This window comes from uncultured Algoriphagus sp. (genome assembly GCF_963974835.1).
Classification (GTDB): domain Bacteria; phylum Bacteroidota; class Bacteroidia; order Cytophagales; family Cyclobacteriaceae; genus Algoriphagus.
Genome location: NZ_CAXBET010000012.1, coordinates 96,815 through 116,351, shown reverse-complemented (window position 1 = coordinate 116,351; position 19,537 = coordinate 96,815). Strand labels below are relative to the sequence as shown.

The window sequence follows — 19,537 nt, the reverse complement described above, 5'->3', positions numbered from 1 at the left end:
TGTCAATTTGCTTCAATTTGCATTTTCATGATTCTGCTGGGATCCCAAAATGTTGTTGCTCAGTCAAAATCCAAAATTGTAGGAGTATGGTATAATACTTCAAAAACAGCTCAGATTGAAATCATGGAAAATGATGATGAAATGATTGGAAAAATCATATGGATTGAGCAGGATACAGATAGTATAGACAATTCTACAGATATAGTAAATTCCGATACCAGTTTACGGGATCGCCCTCTTATGGGTTTGACAATCCTAGAAGGACTCAAATATAATGATGGAATCTGGTCTGATGGTAAAATATATGACCCCCAATCCGGCATCAGCTATACCTGTGAGCTGCAACTTGTAAAGAAAGATGTTCTCGAGGTTAAAGGTTATTTAGGAGATTCTTGGGTTAGCCGAACTGTAGAATGGAATAGAGTTAAAAAATAAGGCAGAATAATCTGCCTTATTTTTTTGGAAGCCTTAATTCTTTTTTTATAGGTAGAAAGACTTCAGAATATACGAAAGTTGCTCAAATTCAATCAGAAATGCATCGTGTCCAGCAGTTGAAGTAATTTCCTTGTAAATTCCTTTTTTCACATATTGGCTGATATACTGGGATTCTTCCGGTAAAAAAAGCAAGTCTGAATCTACCCCAATAGCCAATACATTAGCTTCGATCTTGGACAAAGCTTCTTCCAAACCACCACGGTTTCTTCCAAGATCATGGGAATCCATTGTTTTGCTCAGTGTCCAATAGGAAAGTGCATTGAAGCGTTTTGCAAGCTTTTGACCCTGATACCTAAGATATGAAGCGGCTCTATAATCGTCTACTTTATTTACAGAATCAACTTGTTTGGTAGCTAAGTCAATAGGGTGTCTGTAGGTAAGCATAGCTATTGCTCTAGCTGTTTCAAGTCCTTTTTGGCCAGCTTTTTCATGTTTCTCACCCCAGGTACAATCTGACTCAATCGCCATACGCTGTGCTTCATTAAAACCAATTACCCAAGGTCTAGACTTTGAAGTGGATGCAAGGATAACCGCATTTTTAAGTTGTGCTCCAAGGATATAAGCCCATTCCAAGCCAACTTGCCCGCCCAGTGATCCTCCTATCAAACTATGAATGGAATCTATCTCCAAATGAATCCTCAAAAGTTCCAATCCATGAGCAAGGTCTCTGGATGTCATTTGAGGAAAATCGTAATAATAAGGTTCTCCGGTTTTAGGATTTTCACTAAACGGCTGAGTGGAGCCATAGCAAGATCCTAGCAGGTTAGCACAGACAATAAAATGGTTGGTAGGATCGAAGAATTTATCTTCTCCGATCAAACCATTCCACCATTCTGACACATTTGAATCTCCAGTAAGCGCATGAATTACCCAGACTACATTGGATTTGTCTGGATTGAGTTGACCGTAGGTGGTATAGGCGATATCAAATTGGGATAGAATTTCTCCTGATTCCAACGGTAGAGGTTTTTTAGAGTGGAATATTTCCTGGGTCATGGTAATCGAAGCGTACTGACTTTTAAGATTCATTTGTTGAATTAGATTTTATCGAAAGCTTGTTGCAAATCGGCTTTGATATCCTCAATGTGCTCAAGACCACATGAGATTCTTAGCTGAGTTGGTGTGACACCTGCAGCAATTTGTTCCTCCTCAGAAAGTTGCTGATGGGTGGTAGCCGAAGGTTGAATGATCAGTGTTTTAGCATCTCCTACATTTGCAAGGTGAGAGATCAATTCGAGGTTGTTTATTAAATTGGAGGCTTGTTCTTTTTCTCCTTTGAGTTCGAAGCTTAATACACCTCCAAAGCCATTTGTTAAATATTTCTTTGCAAGAGAATGGTAAGGGGAGGATGGAAGTCCTGGATAATTTACTTTTTGAACTAACGGATGGCTTTCAAGCCATTGTGCAAGAGCTAAGGCATTATCCACAGTTTTTTGAACTCTGAGTGATAGGGTTTCAATTCCTTGAAGTAATAAGAAAGAGTTAAATGGACTGATAGCTGGTCCAAAATCTCTTAATCCTTCCACTCTTGCTCTAATTGCAAATGCGATATTGGGAAGTCCAAGAGGATTGTTTTCACCAAATACTTCCCAGAAGTTAAGCCCATGGTATCCTTCTGAAGGCTCAGAAAACTGCTTATACTTCCCATTTCCCCAATTATAATTTCCTCCATCTACTATGATTCCGCCAATAGATGTACCATGACCGCCTATCCACTTGGTAGCTGAGGAAGTTACAATATTGGCTCCGTGAGCAAGGGGCTTGAATAAATAACCGCCTGCGCCAAAAGTATTATCCACTACTAAAGGAAGATCATGCTTTTTGGCAAGCGCCGCTAAAGCTTCAAAATCGGGAATATTGAATTCGGGATTTCCGATTGTCTCTAGGTAAATGGCTTTGGTTTTTGCATCAATCAATTCTTCAAAAGCCTCAGCATCATTACCTTTTGCAAATCGTGCCTCAATACCTATTCTTTTGAATGCAACTTTAAATTGATTATAAGTTCCGCCATATAGAAAAGTAGTGGACACGAAATTATCCCCCGCTTCCATGATGTTGTTTAAAGCCAGAAATTGCGCTGCCTGTCCAGAACTGGTTGCAACAGCTGCCACGCCTCCTTCTAAAGCTGCTATTCTTTTTTCAAAAACATCTGTAGTAGGATTCATGATCCTTGTATAGATGTTACCAAATTCTTTTAGACCAAATAGGTTTGCTCCATGCTCAGCCGAATTGAAAACATATGAGGTGGTTTGATAGATAGGAACAGCGCGAGAGTTGGTTGCTGGATCTGGTTCTTGACCAGCATGAACTTGTAAAGTGTCGAAGTGAAGATTTTTTGACATGATATTATGGATTTATGGTTAGAAAAATAGTGAACACTTAAAAGCCTAAAACGAATCTCTCCATTATAGACTGGCTACAATCAACACGGAAATAAAGCGTGATGCTTTACCAAAATTTCGGTTGAGAATGAAAGGGAAAAGGATCCTGCGTGCATTTTCATTTGAACTTATAGTTCCAAAAGAGAATATCTCTATTGGCAGGAATTGGCACCTTGGACTTTCCAGGTTGCCAGAGGGTCTATGAGCCTGTCTCTCGCCTCTTCTATATAAATCCGAGCACTTAAAAAGTGAAAGGATGTGCAAATAAAGGGTCAGCGAATAAGAAATCAAAATTATTTCCCTTTCGCTGACCGAAAAACTTGAAATTATTTATCCAACTCTTCAGAGTCAAATCTGAAAATAGGGTTAATACTATCTAAATCAGGTTCGATGTTTACTAGTTCTTTTACTAAGCCATCTTTTAGACCATATGCCCATCCATGAATTGTTGGTGCATTTCTGGACTTCCATGCTTTTTGAATGGTAGAAGTTTTGATCAGATCCTGACATTGTTCTATCACATTCAATTCCACAAGTCTGTTAACTTTATCTTCATGAACTTCGATAGCGTCGATTTCCTCCTTATACACATTATAAACTTCCTTGATATTGAGTAGCCATTTATTGATTATTCCATAGCTTTTATTTCCCAAAGCTGCATCAATACCACCACATCCATAATGACCACACACAATAATATGCTCAACTTTTAGCACTACTACAGCATATTCCAACACACTAAGAAGATTGACGTCTGTATGGACAACCATGTTAGCGATGTTACGATGAACGAAAATTTCACCAGGGTCTGTACCTGTAATTTGATTGGCAGGAACTCTACTGTCGGAGCATCCAATCCAAAGAAATTTTGGTGACTGCTGCTTCTCTAATCTTCCAAAGAAATCTGCATCTGCTTGTTTTTGATCAGCTGACCATGCTTTGTTCTGAATCAATAGTTTTTCGTAAGGGCTCATACTTTTTCGTGAATGTTATAATTAAAACCTTCTATTGTTATACTTATCTTTTTATCTGTACTGGAAGCTATAAAATCGTTTAAAACTTCCTGGATGTCGTGGTCAATAAACTGTGCTTTCTGCGCATTGATAATCAAATCAGAATTATCAGGAATTCTCTCCAGATACTTCATTAGCAATGCCTTATTCAAAAAAGAAACATCCTTTTGAAGTTGTAGCAGGTAATTTCCATTCATCTCTGTCAGGGTAACAGCGCGGATGAAATTTGTCTTCACTACGAAAAATAATCCGAATACCATTCCAATGCCTATTCCAACCAAAAGATCTGTAAAAAGAATTGCTACTACTGTTACGATAAACGGAATAAATTGATCCCATCCATTTTTGTAGATATTTAAAAAGATAGCAGGCTTGGCTAGTTTATATCCAACGACAAATAACACTGCGGCCAGACAACTCAAAGGAATCAAATTAAGAGTAGTGGGAATAGTCAGAACCAATATCAATAACAATACTCCATGTAGGATGGCTGATAGTTTCGTTTTTGCTCCGGTGGCAATATTCGCAGAACTCCTTACAATAACAGCTGTGATGGGTAAGCCGCCAATTAGTCCTGAAACAGTATTTCCAACTCCTTGAGCAAATAATTCCTTGCTGGGAGGAGAAGTGCGTTTCATAGGATCTAACTTATCAGCTGCGTCAATGCTTAGGAGAGTTTCAAGGCTGCCTATGATGGCAATAGTCATCGCTACTATCCAAAATGTACTCTCACCAATCATGGAAAAATCCGGGAAGGTCAATAAATTGCTGATTTCACCAATATTTTCCAGCACCGGAATACTTACCAAATGCTCTCCATCAAGTTGCCATTCCGGCTTCCAAATTCCATAGGCGGAATTGATGACTATCCCCGAAATTACTGCCCACAATGCTCCAGGAACGACCCCAAAGATCTTATGATGTTTGAGTTTTGGTCTTTCGAAAGCAATTAAAATTCCCAAGGCGATTAGGACTATCGGAATAGCGCCGAAGCTATAGAATTTAAATGCATACCAAATCTCAGAGAATGTATTATGATTGTCAGTCTGTAAAAACGCCTCATCTCCCATTAAATCTACATCATAGCCAAGTGCATGAGGAATCTGCTTTAATATCAAAATCAAACCAATCGCAGTTAGCATTCCTTTAATTACAGAATGAGGGAAGTAATAGCCAATCACTCCAGCTTTTGCGATACCTAATACAACCTGAATCAAGCCAGCAACCACAAGTGTCCCAAGAAATAGGGGTAAGGTTCCCATACTATTGATAGAATCGAGCACGATCACAGTCAATCCCGCAGCAGGACCACTGACACTTACATTTGAACCAGAAAGACTTCCAATCACTATTCCGCCAACGATCCCAGCAATTAGTCCGGACATAGGAGGAGCTCCACTTGCAACAGCAATCCCAAGACAAAGAGGTAAAGCCACTAAAAAAACTACCAAACTGGCTTTCAAATCATACTTGAGATTACTTCCAAAAAGGTTGTTCATTTAGTGGGTCGGTTCGTTAAGAAAACGAGAATTTTATTCTCCTATTTCTATAAAAATAAATTATTGTATTGGTTCTTTCTACTAAAACATATAAAACATGCTAAATCACTTATCTTAAAAGATCTGCTATGGCTTGCTGGACGATCTTATAATTAAATTGTTCAATTGCTGTTTGCATTTTTTTCTCTATTTCCGGAAGATTCAAATTTCCGATGCTCCCTTCATGCGAGTGATTCAGCTTAGTTTGGTCTGGAGCAAAATTATCAGACTCTATATCCATTCCCACTTGCTTGTAGGCATCTCTAAATGGGGTTCCTTTCAATACCAAGTCATTTACTACCTCTACAGAAAATAAGTGCTTGTAGAAAGGATCTGCAAGAATGTTGTTTTTTACTTCAATAGACTTTAGCATAAAAGTGGTCATGCTCAGACAGGATTTTAGACTTTCCAAAGCAGGGAAAATCTCTTCCTTAAGTAATTGCAAATCTCTGTGATACCCAGTCGTTGTGTTCGTCAAAATCATAGAAACTGCATTCGGAACTGACTGAATTTGATTTGTCTTTGCTCTGATCAACTCAAATACATCCGGATTTTTCTTGTGTGGCATGATACTACTTCCTGTAGTCAAATCATCCGGGAATTTTATGAAGGCAAAATGCTGATTCATGAAAATACACATGTCAGAGGCCATTCTATTGAGCGTTCCTGCCATTCCTGCCATGGCGAAAGACAAGGTACGTTCAGTTTTTCCTCTACTGTTTTGAGCATTTAGTACGTTGTGATGAAGATCAGCAAAACCTAGTAGTTCTGTAGTCATTGTTCTATTCAATGGAAAACTGGAACCATATCCTGCAGCAGAACCCAGCGGGTTTTTATTAGCCAAGTCAAAGGCTGCTTTCATCAAACCCAAATCTTCTGATAATCCCTCGGCAAAAGAACTAAACCAAAGTCCGAAAGAGGAAGGCATTGCAAGTTGCGTATGAGTATAGCCTGGCATCAGATCGCCTTTATGCTTCTCCGCTAGCTTTATCAATAAATCAAATAGCTCAATACTTTCTTGCACTATTCCTTGAATAGCTGCCCGGTAATAGAGTTTTAGATCTACAAGAACCTGATCATTTCGGCTTCTTCCACTATGAAGTTTCTTACCTACATCACCAAATCGCTCAGTAAGTAAAAATTCCACCTGAGAATGCACATCTTCTACGCCTGGTGCTATTTCAAATTGACCTTTTTCTATTTCGAAGTAAATGTCTTTCAGTCCACGCTGCAGAATTTCATTTTCCTCAGCTGTCAAAAGACCAATCGTGGATAGCATCTCGGCATGAGCCATAGATCCAAGAACATCAAAAGGTGCCAAAAGTATATCAAATTCAGGATCGCGGCCAATAGTGAAGGATTCCACTTCCTTTTTGCTTCCTGTTTCTTTTTGCCAAAGTTTCATTTCTAATTAGTTTGAGTAAGCATAGCGGCGTAGGTATCAAGGATCTTGATATAGCCTTCTATGCCTTCTTGAATTTCGTTCAAATAAATATATTCATCTGCAGAATGTGACCTAGCTGAATCGCCAGGGCCGATTTTGACAGACGGATAGGGGATTAAGGCCTGATCCGAAAGAGTAGGACTTCCGTAGGTTTTGAGGCCAAGTTGTTCGCCAACTTTTAGAATCAAATGACCTTCCGGTACATGGGAAGATTGAAGTCTAAGTGAGCGCGGAGTAAGTTGAGCATTGAGAGATTTTTTTAATTCGTCTAATGCTCCTTCCAATGAATAAGCATCTGTGACTCGAACATCCAATACAAATTCGCAAAGATCAGGTACTACATTATGCTGCTGCCCAGAATGAATCACTGTGGCAGATACTTTTGTCTTACCCAGAAACTGGGAAACCTTTTCAAATTCAAAATCTTTAATCTTTTGCAAATCATCCAATGCCAAATAAATAGCATTTACCCCTTCTTCTCTAGCGGCATGCCCTGCTTTCCCATAGACTTTTGCATCAATCACCATTAGGCCTTTTTCGGCAACTGCCATATCCATCAATGTCGGTTCTCCTACGATTGCCAACTCACAAGGAGGAAGTTGATCAATCACTGAAGCGATTCCATTTTTTCCTGAAATCTCCTCTTCAGCGGAAGCAATCATGATTAGGTTAAATGGAATTTCTTGGCCATAGAAATGCGAAAAAGCTGCCATTAAGCTTACTAACGGTCCTCCAGCATCATTACTTCCTAATCCGAATAACTTTCCATCTTCGGTAATTGCCAGAAAGGGGTCCTTAGTATAGCCTGCGTTTGGTTTTACGGTGTCGTGATGGGAATTCAGCCAAATAGTAGGCTTATTCTTATCAAACGGGTTGGCAAAAGCCCAGATGTTATTTCCTGATTTGTGAACTTCAATATCCCTTGCTGTGAAAAATTCTTCAATAACTTCTGCAGTGGAGCTTTCTTCCTTTGAGTAGGAAGGAATCTCTATTAGCTGAGTAAGAAGCTGAACTGCATTGTCATATAATTCCATCCTTACTTTCTAATTATTGTATTAATAGAGGTCATAGCGGCTTCGCTCTATAGTAGTTCCAGAGAGCTTACCTTTTGCTGCCAAATGAAGGTTTTCAGCTTTACCGATCCAAACGTGATTCACGCCTTTCTCTAAAGCTTCAAATGCATTATCCAATTTTGGGATCATACCTGAATGAATCACATTTTCCTTGCGTAGTTCCTCGTAAATATCTTCATTGATCAGCGGAATGATAGAGTTTTCATTCTTTTCGTCAATCAAAACTCCGCTCTTATTGAAGCAGAAATAAAGGTTTACTTGATGCTCTTTGGCCAGGCTCGTTGCTAGGGCTGAGGCAATGCTATCAGCATTTGTATTGAGCAATTGACCTTTTGCATTGTGTGTAATGGCATTAACTACAGGAAGTAAATCACCTGAAAGTAAATGATCAATTAGCTTGGTATTAACTTCCTGAATATCACCTACAAATCCATAATCAATTCCTTTGACAGGACGCTTGATGGATCTGATAATATTTCCATCTGCTCCGCACATTCCAATCGCATTTACTTTTAATGCCTGGAGTTTAGCGACAATGTTTTTGTTGATCAAACCAGCGTAAACCATCGTTACTACATCGAGCGTTTCCTGATCCGTAATTCTTCTTCCGTCTACCATTTCTGGCATTACACCGAGGGATTCGCCAAACCGGGAAGCCATTACTCCGCCTCCATGAACCAATATTTTGTGTCCAGGAAACTTGGCAAAAAGGGCTAAAAATTCATCTAGTTTTTCAGGAAAGTCGATGACATTACCTCCGATTTTAATGATACTTATTTTCATTGGGCGTAAGTCTTTAATTATTTCCTAGCAGATGGCTAATTGCCGCCTGAGCTGCGAAAATTCTATTTTTTGCTTGCTCTTGAACCAAAGATCGTGGTCCATCCAAAATTTCATCTGACAGTTCAAGATTTCTTCTAACAGGAAGGCAATGCATTACTTTAGCATTTTTAGCATTTTCAAAGTGATTTTCGGTAAGCATCCATGAGGAATCAGTAGATAATATCTTGCCGTAATCATTAAAAGATGACCAATTTTTAACATACACAAAATCAGCGTCTTCTAAAGCTTTACTTTGATTATATTCTATAGTTGCGCCTTTAGTGAACTCCTCGTCCAACTCATATCCTGCAGGATGGGTAATTGTCAAATCATGGTCCATGCCGAGCGTCCATTCTGCAAAGGAATTAGCTACTGCGTGTGGAATTGCTTTGATATGTGGACCCCAAGTCAAAACAACCTTTGGTTTGTTTTTTCCTGACCAATTTTCTCTGATCGTAATCTGATCAGCAAGACTTTGAAGTGGGTGACGGGTGGCTGATTCAAGACTGACTACAGGAACTCCAGAATACTTCACAAACTGAGAAAAGGTGAAATCACTCATGTCTTCCTCTTTATTTGTCAAAGAAGGGAAAGCACGAATGGCTAAAATATCAAAATAAGAGCCTAATACTGCTGCTGCATCCTTTATATGCTCCACAGTTCCGCGATTCATTATTGCACCTTCCTGCATCTCCAGCGCCCAACCTTCCTTGTCCATATTCAGCACAATAGGCTCCATACCCAAATTCATAGCTGCTAACTGTGTGGAAACACGTGTTCTCAGAGATGGATTTAAGAAAATACATCCAATGCGTTTTCCTTCACCTTTCGCCTTATCAAGTGTCGGGTTTGCCTTGTATGCTAAAGCTTGCTCAATTAATTGGTTTCCTAACTCGAGGGATTCAAATTTTGTAAAGTGCTGTAGTGGCTGGATATTATTGGCCATTAGTTAACTGGTAGGGGATTGACTTAAGATTTCTTTTAATGCGGATATAAACGAATTTAATTGATTCCACTCGATATTTAAAGGAGGCAGGAGTCTTATCGTATTCTTTCCTGCGGCACTTCCTGTGAACATGTGGTATTTCTTCACTAATTCTGATCGTACTGGTCCAGCTTCACGGTCAAGATCGATACCGATCATCAAGCCTGTACCTCGAATAGCAGTGATTCCAGCAATTCCTTTCAATTCTTCTAAAAGCTTCTCGCCAAGTTCAGAAGCATTTTCCAATAGGTTTTCCTTTTCAATAACTTCCACAACTGCCAATCCAGCTGCACATGCCAGGTGATTGCCTCCAAAAGTGGTTCCAAGAAGTCCGTATGAAGCTTTGAAAGCTGGAGAAATCAAGATCCCACCGATAGGAAAGCCATTTCCCATACCTTTTGCCATGCTGATGATATCGGGACCAATTCCATCTACCAATTGATGTGCAAAGAATTTTCCTGTACGACCAAATCCTGATTGGACTTCGTCCAAAATCAATTTTGCCTCATATTTCTTGGCAAGTGAAGCTAATCCCTGAAGGAATTCTGCACTTGGAACTTGAATTCCATTTACACCTTGTATGCCTTCAATAATAATTCCTGCTATTTCATTTGATTTCAAAGCCTCTTCTACAGCCTCTAAATCTTCCCAAGGAAGGATATGAAAATCTTCGCGTGCATTGCAAGGAGCAACGATTTTTGGATTGTCTGTCAGAGCGACAGCACCAGATGTTCTCCCGTGAAAACTTCCGGAAAAAGCTATAAAGCCAGATTTCCCTGTAGCAAAAGATGCAAGCTTGATTGCATTCTCATTTGCTTCAGCGCCGGAATTACAAAGGAAAAGTTCATAGTCGGGATAACCTGAAAGCTCACCCAATTTTTCAGCATATTGCTTTTGAATTGGAATCTGAACTGAATTTGAGTAAAAGGCGATTTGATCTAACTGATCTTTTATACGCCGCACATAGTGTGGATGCGTGTGGCCAATGGAAATCACAGCGTGACCTCCATAGAGATCTATATATTCTTGTCCGTTTTCGTCCCAAAGTTTTGCTCCATCAGCCTTTGCTATGGTCACCGGGATCAGGGGATAAACATCGAATAATTTCATGAGGATTTACGAATTACGACTTTCGAAGTACGAGGTAAATACTGTACCTCATAGATCTATTTCAAAATTGAAGAATAATGAATGAGAAATGTTAAATACTGAATTTCGAAGTAGCACTTACCAAATCTTAAATCTTGTGTCTAGCTTTAAATATCTTAAAACGCTACACTTTTCAGATTCAAGCCCATCCTCTCCTCGAGTCCAAATGCCAAGTTGTAATTCTGAACTGCCTGCCCTGAAGCTCCTTTGAGCAAGTTGTCAATAGCAGAATAGATCACCAATTGACCTGCTTCTTTCTGCACGTAGACAATCGCTTTATTTGTGTTCACGGCTTGCTTCATGTCAATGTCGATGTCAGAAACATGGGTAAATGCCGCATCCTTATAGAACTCTTTGTAAGCTGCTACAGCTTCTTCCTGAGTTCCTTCGAATGGGAAATAAGCCGTAATCCAAATGCCTCTAGGAAAGTTTCCACGATATGGAACAAATAGAACCTCAGAAGAAAAGCTTGTATTTAGTTGCTTGAAAGTCTGGTTTATTTCCTTTAGATGCTGATGCGTAAAAAGCTTATAGACAGACATATTTGAAGATCTATAGCTGAAATGGGATGTCTCAGCAAGTTTCTTCCCAGCACCAGTGCTTCCAGTGATTCCAGAGATCTGAATTGTGCTTTTCACCCAGCCTTTTGCAATAGCAGGAAGCAACGCCAACTGAATTCCAGTGGCAAAGCAACCTGGATTAGCGATCTTCTTAGCGTTCTTGATTTTTGCAGCATTTACTTCTGGAAGTCCATAAGTAAAGCCATTTGACTCATCACGGAAATCGGTAGATAAATCAATCAAAACTGTCTCAAGGGAAAAGGTGTTTTTCTCCAAGAATCCTTTGGTCTCACCATGAGGTAATCCTAGGAATACAGCGTCAATTCCTGCAGTTTGAACTTCGTCCGTAAAGACCAAATCACAGTCTCCAATGAGATCAGGATGAACCTCAGCTACTTTTTTGCCCTTTTGGCTATTGCTATGTACGTAGACCAGTTCGCAGGCAGGATGATGTACAAGAAGACGAAGTAATTCGCCTCCCGTATATCCTGCCGCGCCTATAATCGCTGTTTTTATTTTAGTCATTGCCTGAGTTTACCTTATGGAAAATAGACGTCTGATTACCCAATATGCGTGTGAAGCCTTTTACATCTTCAGCTGTATAACCTTTGTTCATTTCGCCATAACTACCAAACTTGTTGGACATCAAATCATGGTCAGAAGTGATTCCAAGTAATGTGAATCTGTATGGCTGAAGTAAAACTTTCACCTCGCCAGATACATAAGTCTGAGTGCTTTCCATGAATTCTTCCATGTTTCTCATCACAGGATCAAGGTAATGTCCTTCATGCAGGTGATTACCGTAGAATTCAGCCAATTGATTTTTCCAGAAAAGCTGCCACTTCGTAAGTGTATGTTTCTCGAGCAATTGATGACCTTTGATGATGATCAATGGTGCTGCTGCTTCAAATCCTACGCGGCCTTTGATACCGATGATCGTATCACCAACGTGAATGTCACGTCCGATTCCATAAGGAGCTGCCATGGCCTGAAGAGCTTGGATAGCATCTACTGGATTATCAAAGCTGGTGTTATCTATTCCTTTTAACTCACCTGCCTCAAAAGTCAATTTCACTTCCTTCGGTTGAGTTTCAGTAACCTGAGTTGGCCAGGCATTTTCCGGTAAGTAATCAGAAGATGTCAACGTTTCCTTTCCACCAACTGATGTTCCCCAGATACCTTTATTAATAGAATAAGCAGCTTTTTCGAAGTTCATCGACACGCCATGCTTTTTCAAATAGTCAATTTCTTCAGCACGACTCAATTTCAAGTCACGGATAGGAGTGATGATCTCAATGTCTGGAACGATCGTTTGGAATATCATATCAAAACGAACTTGATCATTCCCTGCACCAGTAGACCCGTGTGCCACAGCCTTTGCACCGATTGATTTCGCATATTCAGCTAGAGATTTTGCCTGAAGAATACGCTCAGCGGATACAGAAAGGGGATAGGTCTGATTTTTCAGTACGTTACCGAAAACCAAATACTTGATCACCTCATTGTAATAAGTATCCATCACGTGAAGTGTCTTGAAAGAAGCTACTCCCAAACCGTTTGCCCTTTCTTCAATATCTTTCAATTCTTCTTCCGAAAATCCGCCAGTGTTTACCAAAACTGCATGCACTTCATATCCTAATTCTTTGGAAAGATGTAGGGCACAAAATGTGGTATCCAGGCCTCCACTATATGCTAAAACTATTTTTTTCATGTGATTAAGGTTTTGCTTCCTATAAGTTAAGTAAGGAAGAATTGATTTATAAAAAGATGCTTGAAATAGTGTCCTTAGACTTATTCAATTTAAGCATCACATATTTCTTTAATCTTACCCAGCGATCAAACAACTTAAGTTCCTTATTGAAATCGTCTCTTAGTGCTAATTCCTGAGTGTGATTTCTCTTTGAATTAGGGTCATATAGCATCGCTGTGCAAAGACAGTTTTGTCTGTTTTTGCTCATTAAGATTTCGTAATTGACGCAACTTTGACAGCCTTTCCAGAACTCATTGTCATCTGTAAGATCTGAGTAGGAAACTGGGATATAGCCGAGCTCCGAGTTTATTTTCATCACTGCAGCTCCCGTAGTTAATCCAAAAATCTTAGAATCAGGATATTTTTTACGGCTGAGTTTAAACACTTCATTTTTGATCTTGCGGGCAAGACCATATTTTCTGTATTCTGGAGAAACGATCAAACCTGAGTTTGCAACGTATTTGCCATGACCCCAAGCCTCAATGTAGCAGAATCCTGCCCATTTACTATCTGAGGTTAATGCGATCACAGCCTTACCTTCATCCATTTTGGTTTCCACATAAGCTGGGCTACGCTTGGCTATACCAGTACCACGGGCCTTTGCAGAGTTTTCCATCTCATCAGTAATCTGAGTGGAATAAACCTTGTGAGTAGGATTGGCTACAATAATCTGAAATGAAATGTTATCCATTAGGGATTGCATGTGTTAATTCCGATTGAATCGGAAAATTGGTAAATAAATCAAAGTGTAAAAGGGCGGGCACGTACTCCACGTAGGAATACAAAAATTCAACATAGGGTTAAACCCTATAGAAAAATCTACACGTCCTTAACGGAGTGGAAAAAGCAATAGCATAACCTTTCACCACTACTTTAGTAGCTGGTGTGAAAGAAGGAGCTATGTGATTTACTTGTGTCATGCGTAATAGGGACGCAAAATTCATTCCTTAGCAAGGAAAATGCAAGAGTTTTAATGAAAAATTTGAAGGAATAGTTGAATTTTTATGGAAATCGAAAAGTCGTGTGCGCTATCTTCCTAAAATAGGACTTTGCAAAATATTATTTGGTGACTGATTGAAGATATAATAATTAAAAATGGCTTAAAATTTTTAAGCATTACCGGACATTTCTTTCAAAGCAGCAACAAATTTATTCATTTCAGCCTCTGATGTATAAACATTTGGGGAAATCCTACAGCCGTTTACACCTCCAGACCCATTTATCGCTACTGTAAAAATTTTGTACTTATCCATAAGTGTCTTGGCCATGTCTGCCGGGGTCATTGCATCCAAACCCACATTTGCTATAGCACAGGAGCGATGCGGATCTTTTGGGGTATTCACATTTATTCCTGGGAGATCTCTTACTTTATCAGACCAGTAGCGCTGAATGTATCTCAGTCGATCTTCCTTTTTCCTGCTTCCCATTTTATTGTGAAAGTTGAGCGCATCGATCACAGATAAATCTGTAGAGACTGGGTGTGTTCCCGTGTGATTAAGATTTAGAAGTGTCTTTTGATCCAGTTCATAAGGAGCTAGAAGCGGTCGGATTTGTGTACTCTTGCCTTTTTTAACATAGAGCATACCGCACCCAAGAGGAACGCTAAGCCATTTGTGAAGGCTAGAACCGTAATAGTCACAATCCAACTCAGAGATATTGAAATCAAAATGACCAACTGCATGAGCTCCATCAAGCATGATTTCAGCCCCGTAACTGTGGGCTATATCAGCAATTTTCCTAACTGGCAAAATATGTCCTGTGATATTTACAATGTGCGGCACCATTAACAACCTCGTATTCTGAGTCATCGCTTTTTCGTAAGCAGCTATTATTTCTTCATCGTTTTCAGGATGCATCGGAATATCTATCTTCTTGACCTTAATTCCATAGCGTCTTTCCGCTAGCTCAAACATATTAAGCAAGCTTTCATAATCCTGATTTGATACGATGGCTTCATCACCCGCTTGCCAAGGATAGCCTGAGATAATTAAATCAATAGACTCAGTTGTATTCCTAGTCAGTACGACTTCTTCCGGAGAGGCTCCAACAAGATCCGCAACCATTGCAGCGCTTTTGGCTTTATTATCCCATTGCACCGTCCTCATATAATTGGAAGCTTGATAATTCACCTCTCGTAGATGCTTGATATAATTTTCTAGAGTGTCTTCGGGCAAAAAGCAGTAATAACCATTTTCAAGATTGATGTAATCAGGTTTGAGCTTATAAGCAGCACGGATTTGATCCCAGAAGTCAGCAGCATTGGGGTCGATTTCTGCAATTGATTTTGCCTGTGCTTTTACTGGAGAAAAAAAAGAACCAGGTCCAATACCTAAAAAGGCTAAAGACTTTAAGAATTTACGTTTGTTCATAGCTGTAGAGGAATTGAAGTTGGATTGGTCAAAGTATATAGCTTATGATCCAAACAATTAATAATATGATCGCAACCCAAGTAATCCAAGGGGATCTCTGAGGGAACTCGAACTTACATATTGGGCAAATCTTTGCTTTGGAATCGATCTCCATAGCGCAGGACGGGCATTCTTTGGTTTTCAAATCGGATGAACTCTTTTGGCTTAATTTCTATTTCATCATAAGTTAATTAAAGAATTTAGCTATGAAAATAGAAATATGGTCAGATGTGGCATGTCCATTTTGTTACATCGGAAAAAGAAAAATAGAAAAGGCAATTGAAAAATTTCCTCAGAAAGATAAAATAGAAATTGAATGGAAAAGTTTTTTGTTAAATCCAGATCAGGTCACCCAACCAAACAAGAGTTCGCAGGAATATCTGTCTGAAGTAAAGGGATGGTCACTGGAACAAACAAAGGAAATCACTGCCAATGTTGCCAATATGGCTGCGCAGGAAGGCTTGGAATTTCATCTGGACAAAACAGTAGTAGCAAACACCAAGAAAGCTCACAGACTTTTGCATCTGGCTAAAACCGTAGGAAAAGGGGATGAGATGAAGGAAAGCTTGCTCAAAGCTTATTTTACTGATTCGATCAATATAGATGATAATACCGCTTTACTAAGCTTAGCAAAAGAATTTGGCTTGGAAGATAATGCTGTCATAGAAGTACTGAATTCAGATAAGTTCGAAAATGAGGTAGATAAGGATATTTATGAATCGCGTCAGCTTGGAGTAAGGGGAGTACCATTCTTTGTATTGGATAGAAAGTTTGGAATCTCGGGTGCACAGCCTGACGAGGTTTTTGACCAGACTTTGGAAAAAGCTTGGAATGAATTTGCAAAGACAAATCCAGTTCTTGAAATGTCGGAAGGCGATGGGGAAGCTTGTGATGTGGATGACAAGAATTGTTAATAATTATATTGACTACTAACAAAAAACGGCTGTATCTCTACAGCCGTTTTTTGTTTTGCAGGAAGACATAATGTTACCAAACCCCTCTATTTTTCATTTTCAAAGTATACACAGCGTCCATAGCGGTAATAAATAAGGTATTTCTCTCCAATGAACCAAAAACAACATTTGCAGTCCAGCCGGCAGGAACTGGAATATGTGCAATTTGTTCTCCTTTGCGATCAAAGACTGTAACTCCGTCACCAGTGAGATATACATTTCCTCGCTCATCTATTGTCATTCCATCTGAACCCATTTCACAAAAAAGCTCCTTGTTGATCAAGTAACCATCATCACGTACCTCATATTTGTAGGTCTTTTTTGCTCCAATATCTGAAACATACAGATATTTACTGTCCGGTGTTCCTACGATTCCATTTGGCTTCACTAAGTCATCTGCAACTTTAAAAAGCTCAGTTTTGTCAGCAGAAAGGAAATATACATCCTGACCGTCCTGCTCAGATTCCTCGCTTCTTCCTTCCCAGTAAGGACGCGGGTATAGCGGGTCGGTGAAATATATTCCACCTTTAGGGCGAACCCATAGATCATTTGGCCCATTTAATTTTTTGCCTTTGAAAGCTGTAATCCATACTTCATGATTGCCTTCGGTATCAAATGCCCAAAGTTCATTTTTATTATCTGCACAAGCTATTAAGGTTCCGTCCAAGGTAAAGTACATTCCGTTTGATCTTCCTGCATCTTCTTTGAATACGCTGACTTCGTTGGATAAAGCATTCCATTTATGTATCCTGTTGTTGGGTTGATCAGTAAAGAATACATCTCCAAAACGATTTACAGCCGGACCTTCAGTAAACTCAAATCCGTCTTGGACTTTTACCAATTCAGCATTTTTTGCTACAATGCCTTTTTTGTCTTCTATTTCTTGAGAGAATCCCTGCACTCCAATAAGTAGCGCAGTCATAAATAAGGTTGATTTAATAGGGTTCATAGTGTGTTTTATTTTCTATTCATTGTGACCACGAGCACATCAAGATCCTCGCTGTAGGCCATTCGGGTAATATTTTCATGTGTGGTGGAATTTACCACTCCAAGTGATTTCCATTCCGGAGATTTGTATTTTCTGATAAATATCTCATTCTCTTTAGCCATCAACAGGTAATTTTTATCCAACCAAATAAAGTCCTGAGAACCCGATATTCCTTCAAAATATGCATCTCGATTACCATTTTCTATATCATAACTTTTAATGACTCCAGCCTGACCTTCTGTAGGCTCAGAAAGATAAGTGATTTCTGAAGTCTTAGGGCGTTTTTTAACGGATCTCGAGATCGCAGTATCAATTTCTATCAGATCGTTTCTGCCTCTCGCATATATCAATTTATTAGGGTTCCCTAACACAAACATAGCAGCTTTATTATCATACCAATCGTAATATCCAACTGGTTCAATGTCATCATAAAGCAATTCTGCAGGCTCAAAACTGGTAGGATATAGCCAGATCCTTTGTTTCTTATCAGTTTCCATGACCACTGCTGCGATATACATTCCACAATCAGTGATACTTGGTGAAAACTCACTCCGGTCGGACGTTTTGGAAAGGTTGGTGAATTTATCCGATTCGAAATTATAGACGATGATATCGTGGTTTCCATTCTCATCCGCAGCTGAGAATACTAACTGATATTCGTTTATAAAACTTGGTTGATTATCATATTCAGGACGATCTGTGAGAGTATGTGCAGTTTCAGTCAATAATTTAAGACTACTTCCTTTTCCGCTGGTATTGATCACCCAAAGGTCAGTTCCGCTTTGGGCGAAACCTGAAAGGCAGGAAATTAAAAAATAAATTAAGGTGAAGTATAAATTCTTTTTCATCTGATTATCAAAATTTATCAACCAAAGTACAAAATCAAGGTTAAAATGATGTGAGCAAATTAAAACTATACAAGAACATTGAATTTGATCAGCTGCGGCTTATGCAAGATCCACTTGCAGATCAGCTGGTTATGGAATTGGTGAAAAAACCAGAATTGATTACAGAAATAAATAGCTGGACTGAGATTCCTCCAAAATTCGAAAATATTTATCCTCAAGAATTTCATGATTTCTTTAATTTTTATCACCTCCAGCAAGATATCCCTGAGGAAATTTTGGTAAAAGGCCAACGACTTTTTAGTGACAAAGGCGATCTATATCTAGCTATGCTCGGCTTTTACTCTCTTCCTTATGCTTACGCATTTGGAGATGGGGCAGAAGTGCTAGTAAGATCCAAGCGTATCCTAAGTGATATAGGTCGCAGGTTAGGAGAAACAGGCAGCTTCATATTGGATATTTTCGAACCGGGCGCATTTCTCACAAAAAAGAAAGCCTTCCTTACTTGTGCCAAAGTACGTTTGATACATGCTTTCAGCCGTTACTTTATTTTACATTATGCCGTGGATTGGGATACAGCATTTGGTAAACCCATAAATCAGGAAGATCTGATAGGAACAAATCTTTCATTTAGCCTAATCGTCATCCGAGGCTGGAAGAAAATGGGATTTAAGGTAAGTGCTGACGAAATATCGCTAATTATGGCATATTGGAAATGGGTTGGAAGATTAATGGGTATTCAGGAAAAGTACTGGCCAGATGACCCAAAGGAGGCATATGCGCTAGAAAAACTTATTCGTAAGCGGCATTTAAAAGCATCGGATGCAGGTCAGCAATTGATTAATGCGTTGATCAGCTACTATAAAATAAGCATTCCAGATGCTTTAATTGGCTCACAAATAAAGCCAATCCTGAATTTTTTTCTGGGGCATGAAGCATCAAAATCTTTGAATATTCAGACTTCAATCCCAGTCAATGGAGATTTGCTTGGGTTAGTTTTCAAATTTTCAGGTTGGAAGAATTAGGAAGTAACAAAGGATATAGCCAGATTGAAAGACAGTTTAGGTTAAATCAATTAGCAATTTTTGGGGAGCCCTTAGCCATCAAATTACCTGAATTGAACCGTTCATAAA

18 protein-coding genes and 1 riboswitch are annotated in these 19,537 nt (G+C 39.2%); of the genes, 3 read left to right on the top strand and 15 right to left on the bottom strand.

The genetic code is table 11. From position 1 onward, the window contains the following. Positions 1 to 27 precede the first annotated feature (27 nt). Positions 28 to 435 carry a DUF2147 domain-containing protein gene (locus tag AACZ73_RS18915; RefSeq protein ID WP_339880302.1) on the top strand — a complete coding sequence of 136 codons (408 nt, stop codon included), beginning with the start codon at positions 28 to 30 and terminating at the stop codon, positions 433 to 435. Between the two features lie 45 nt (positions 436 to 480). On the opposite strand, the gene metX is transcribed toward AACZ73_RS18915, so the two are convergent. The 13 genes from metX to AACZ73_RS18850 form a co-directional block, all read right to left on the bottom strand. Continuing rightward, positions 481 to 1,524: a homoserine O-acetyltransferase gene (metX, locus tag AACZ73_RS18910; RefSeq protein WP_339880300.1), complete on the bottom strand. Its 1,044-nt coding sequence runs from the start codon at positions 1,522 to 1,524 to the stop codon at positions 481 to 483. Positions 1,525 to 1,532: 8 nt separating this feature from the next. Continuing rightward, a complete protein-coding gene (locus AACZ73_RS18905) occupies positions 1,533 to 2,837 on the bottom strand; it encodes an O-acetylhomoserine aminocarboxypropyltransferase/cysteine synthase (RefSeq protein WP_339880298.1) in 1,305 nt (434 codons plus the stop codon). A gap of 164 nt (positions 2,838 to 3,001) precedes the next feature. Next, a riboswitch (SAM riboswitch) is annotated at positions 3,002 to 3,110 on the bottom strand. A gap of 92 nt (positions 3,111 to 3,202) precedes the next feature. Next, positions 3,203 to 3,850 (bottom strand): carbonic anhydrase, encoded by a 648-nt coding sequence (locus tag AACZ73_RS18900; RefSeq protein WP_339880297.1) that lies wholly within the window; start codon positions 3,848 to 3,850, stop codon positions 3,203 to 3,205. Beyond that, positions 3,847 to 5,388, bottom strand: coding sequence for a SulP family inorganic anion transporter (locus AACZ73_RS18895; RefSeq protein ID WP_339880295.1), 1,542 nt, complete (start codon positions 5,386 to 5,388; stop codon positions 3,847 to 3,849). Before AACZ73_RS18895 ends, AACZ73_RS18900 begins: the two co-directional genes overlap by 4 nt. Before the next feature lie 109 nt (positions 5,389 to 5,497). After that, positions 5,498 to 6,832: an argininosuccinate lyase gene (gene argH, locus AACZ73_RS18890; RefSeq protein ID WP_339880293.1), complete on the bottom strand. Its 1,335-nt coding sequence runs from the start codon at positions 6,830 to 6,832 to the stop codon at positions 5,498 to 5,500. A 2-nt stretch (positions 6,833 to 6,834) separates the two neighbouring features. After that, a complete protein-coding gene (locus tag AACZ73_RS18885) occupies positions 6,835 to 7,905 on the bottom strand; it encodes a M20 family metallo-hydrolase (protein WP_339880291.1) in 1,071 nt (356 codons plus the stop codon). Positions 7,906 to 7,926: 21 nt separating this feature from the next. Next, positions 7,927 to 8,727: an acetylglutamate kinase gene (argB, locus tag AACZ73_RS18880; protein ID WP_339864629.1), complete on the bottom strand. Its 801-nt coding sequence runs from the start codon at positions 8,725 to 8,727 to the stop codon at positions 7,927 to 7,929. 13 nt (positions 8,728 to 8,740) lie between these two features. Further along, a complete protein-coding gene (locus AACZ73_RS18875) occupies positions 8,741 to 9,712 on the bottom strand; it encodes an acetylornithine carbamoyltransferase (protein ID WP_339880289.1) in 972 nt (323 codons plus the stop codon). Between the two features lie 3 nt (positions 9,713 to 9,715). Next, positions 9,716 to 10,861, bottom strand: a complete 1,146-nt coding sequence (locus AACZ73_RS18870; RefSeq protein WP_339880287.1) for an aminotransferase class III-fold pyridoxal phosphate-dependent enzyme — start codon at positions 10,859 to 10,861, stop codon at positions 9,716 to 9,718. A 155-nt stretch (positions 10,862 to 11,016) separates the two neighbouring features. Beyond that, complete coding sequence (argC, locus tag AACZ73_RS18865; RefSeq protein ID WP_339880285.1) at positions 11,017 to 11,985, bottom strand: N-acetyl-gamma-glutamyl-phosphate reductase; 969 nt, start codon at positions 11,983 to 11,985, stop codon at positions 11,017 to 11,019. Beyond that, a complete protein-coding gene (locus tag AACZ73_RS18860; RefSeq protein ID WP_339880284.1) occupies positions 11,978 to 13,171 on the bottom strand; it encodes an argininosuccinate synthase domain-containing protein in 1,194 nt (397 codons plus the stop codon). The genes argC and AACZ73_RS18860 overlap by 8 nt, the downstream gene beginning before the upstream one ends. 46 nt (positions 13,172 to 13,217) lie before the next feature. Next, complete coding sequence (locus tag AACZ73_RS18855; RefSeq protein WP_339880283.1) at positions 13,218 to 13,901, bottom strand: GNAT family N-acetyltransferase; 684 nt, start codon at positions 13,899 to 13,901, stop codon at positions 13,218 to 13,220. Between the two features lie 418 nt (positions 13,902 to 14,319). Then, positions 14,320 to 15,579: an aminotransferase class V-fold PLP-dependent enzyme gene (locus AACZ73_RS18850; protein ID WP_339880281.1), complete on the bottom strand. Its 1,260-nt coding sequence runs from the start codon at positions 15,577 to 15,579 to the stop codon at positions 14,320 to 14,322. Positions 15,580 to 15,824: 245 nt separating this feature from the next. Between AACZ73_RS18850 and AACZ73_RS18845 the strand changes: the two genes are divergently transcribed. Continuing rightward, the gene (locus tag AACZ73_RS18845) at positions 15,825 to 16,532 is read left to right on the top strand and encodes a DsbA family oxidoreductase (RefSeq protein ID WP_339880279.1); all 708 of its coding nucleotides are present in this window, start codon (positions 15,825 to 15,827) and stop codon (positions 16,530 to 16,532) included. Between the two features lie 73 nt (positions 16,533 to 16,605). On the opposite strand, the gene AACZ73_RS18840 is transcribed toward AACZ73_RS18845, so the two are convergent. Continuing rightward, on the bottom strand, positions 16,606 to 17,520 hold the full coding sequence (locus AACZ73_RS18840) for an SMP-30/gluconolactonase/LRE family protein (RefSeq protein WP_339880277.1): 915 nt from the start codon (positions 17,518 to 17,520) through the stop codon (positions 16,606 to 16,608). An 8-nt stretch (positions 17,521 to 17,528) separates the two neighbouring features. Beyond that, positions 17,529 to 18,407 (bottom strand): hypothetical protein, encoded by an 879-nt coding sequence (locus AACZ73_RS18835; protein ID WP_339880275.1) that lies wholly within the window; start codon positions 18,405 to 18,407, stop codon positions 17,529 to 17,531. A 101-nt stretch (positions 18,408 to 18,508) separates the two neighbouring features. Between AACZ73_RS18835 and AACZ73_RS18830 the strand changes: the two genes are divergently transcribed. Then, complete coding sequence (locus AACZ73_RS18830; protein ID WP_339880273.1) at positions 18,509 to 19,429, top strand: oxygenase MpaB family protein; 921 nt, start codon at positions 18,509 to 18,511, stop codon at positions 19,427 to 19,429. Positions 19,430 to 19,537: the final 108 nt, after the last annotated feature.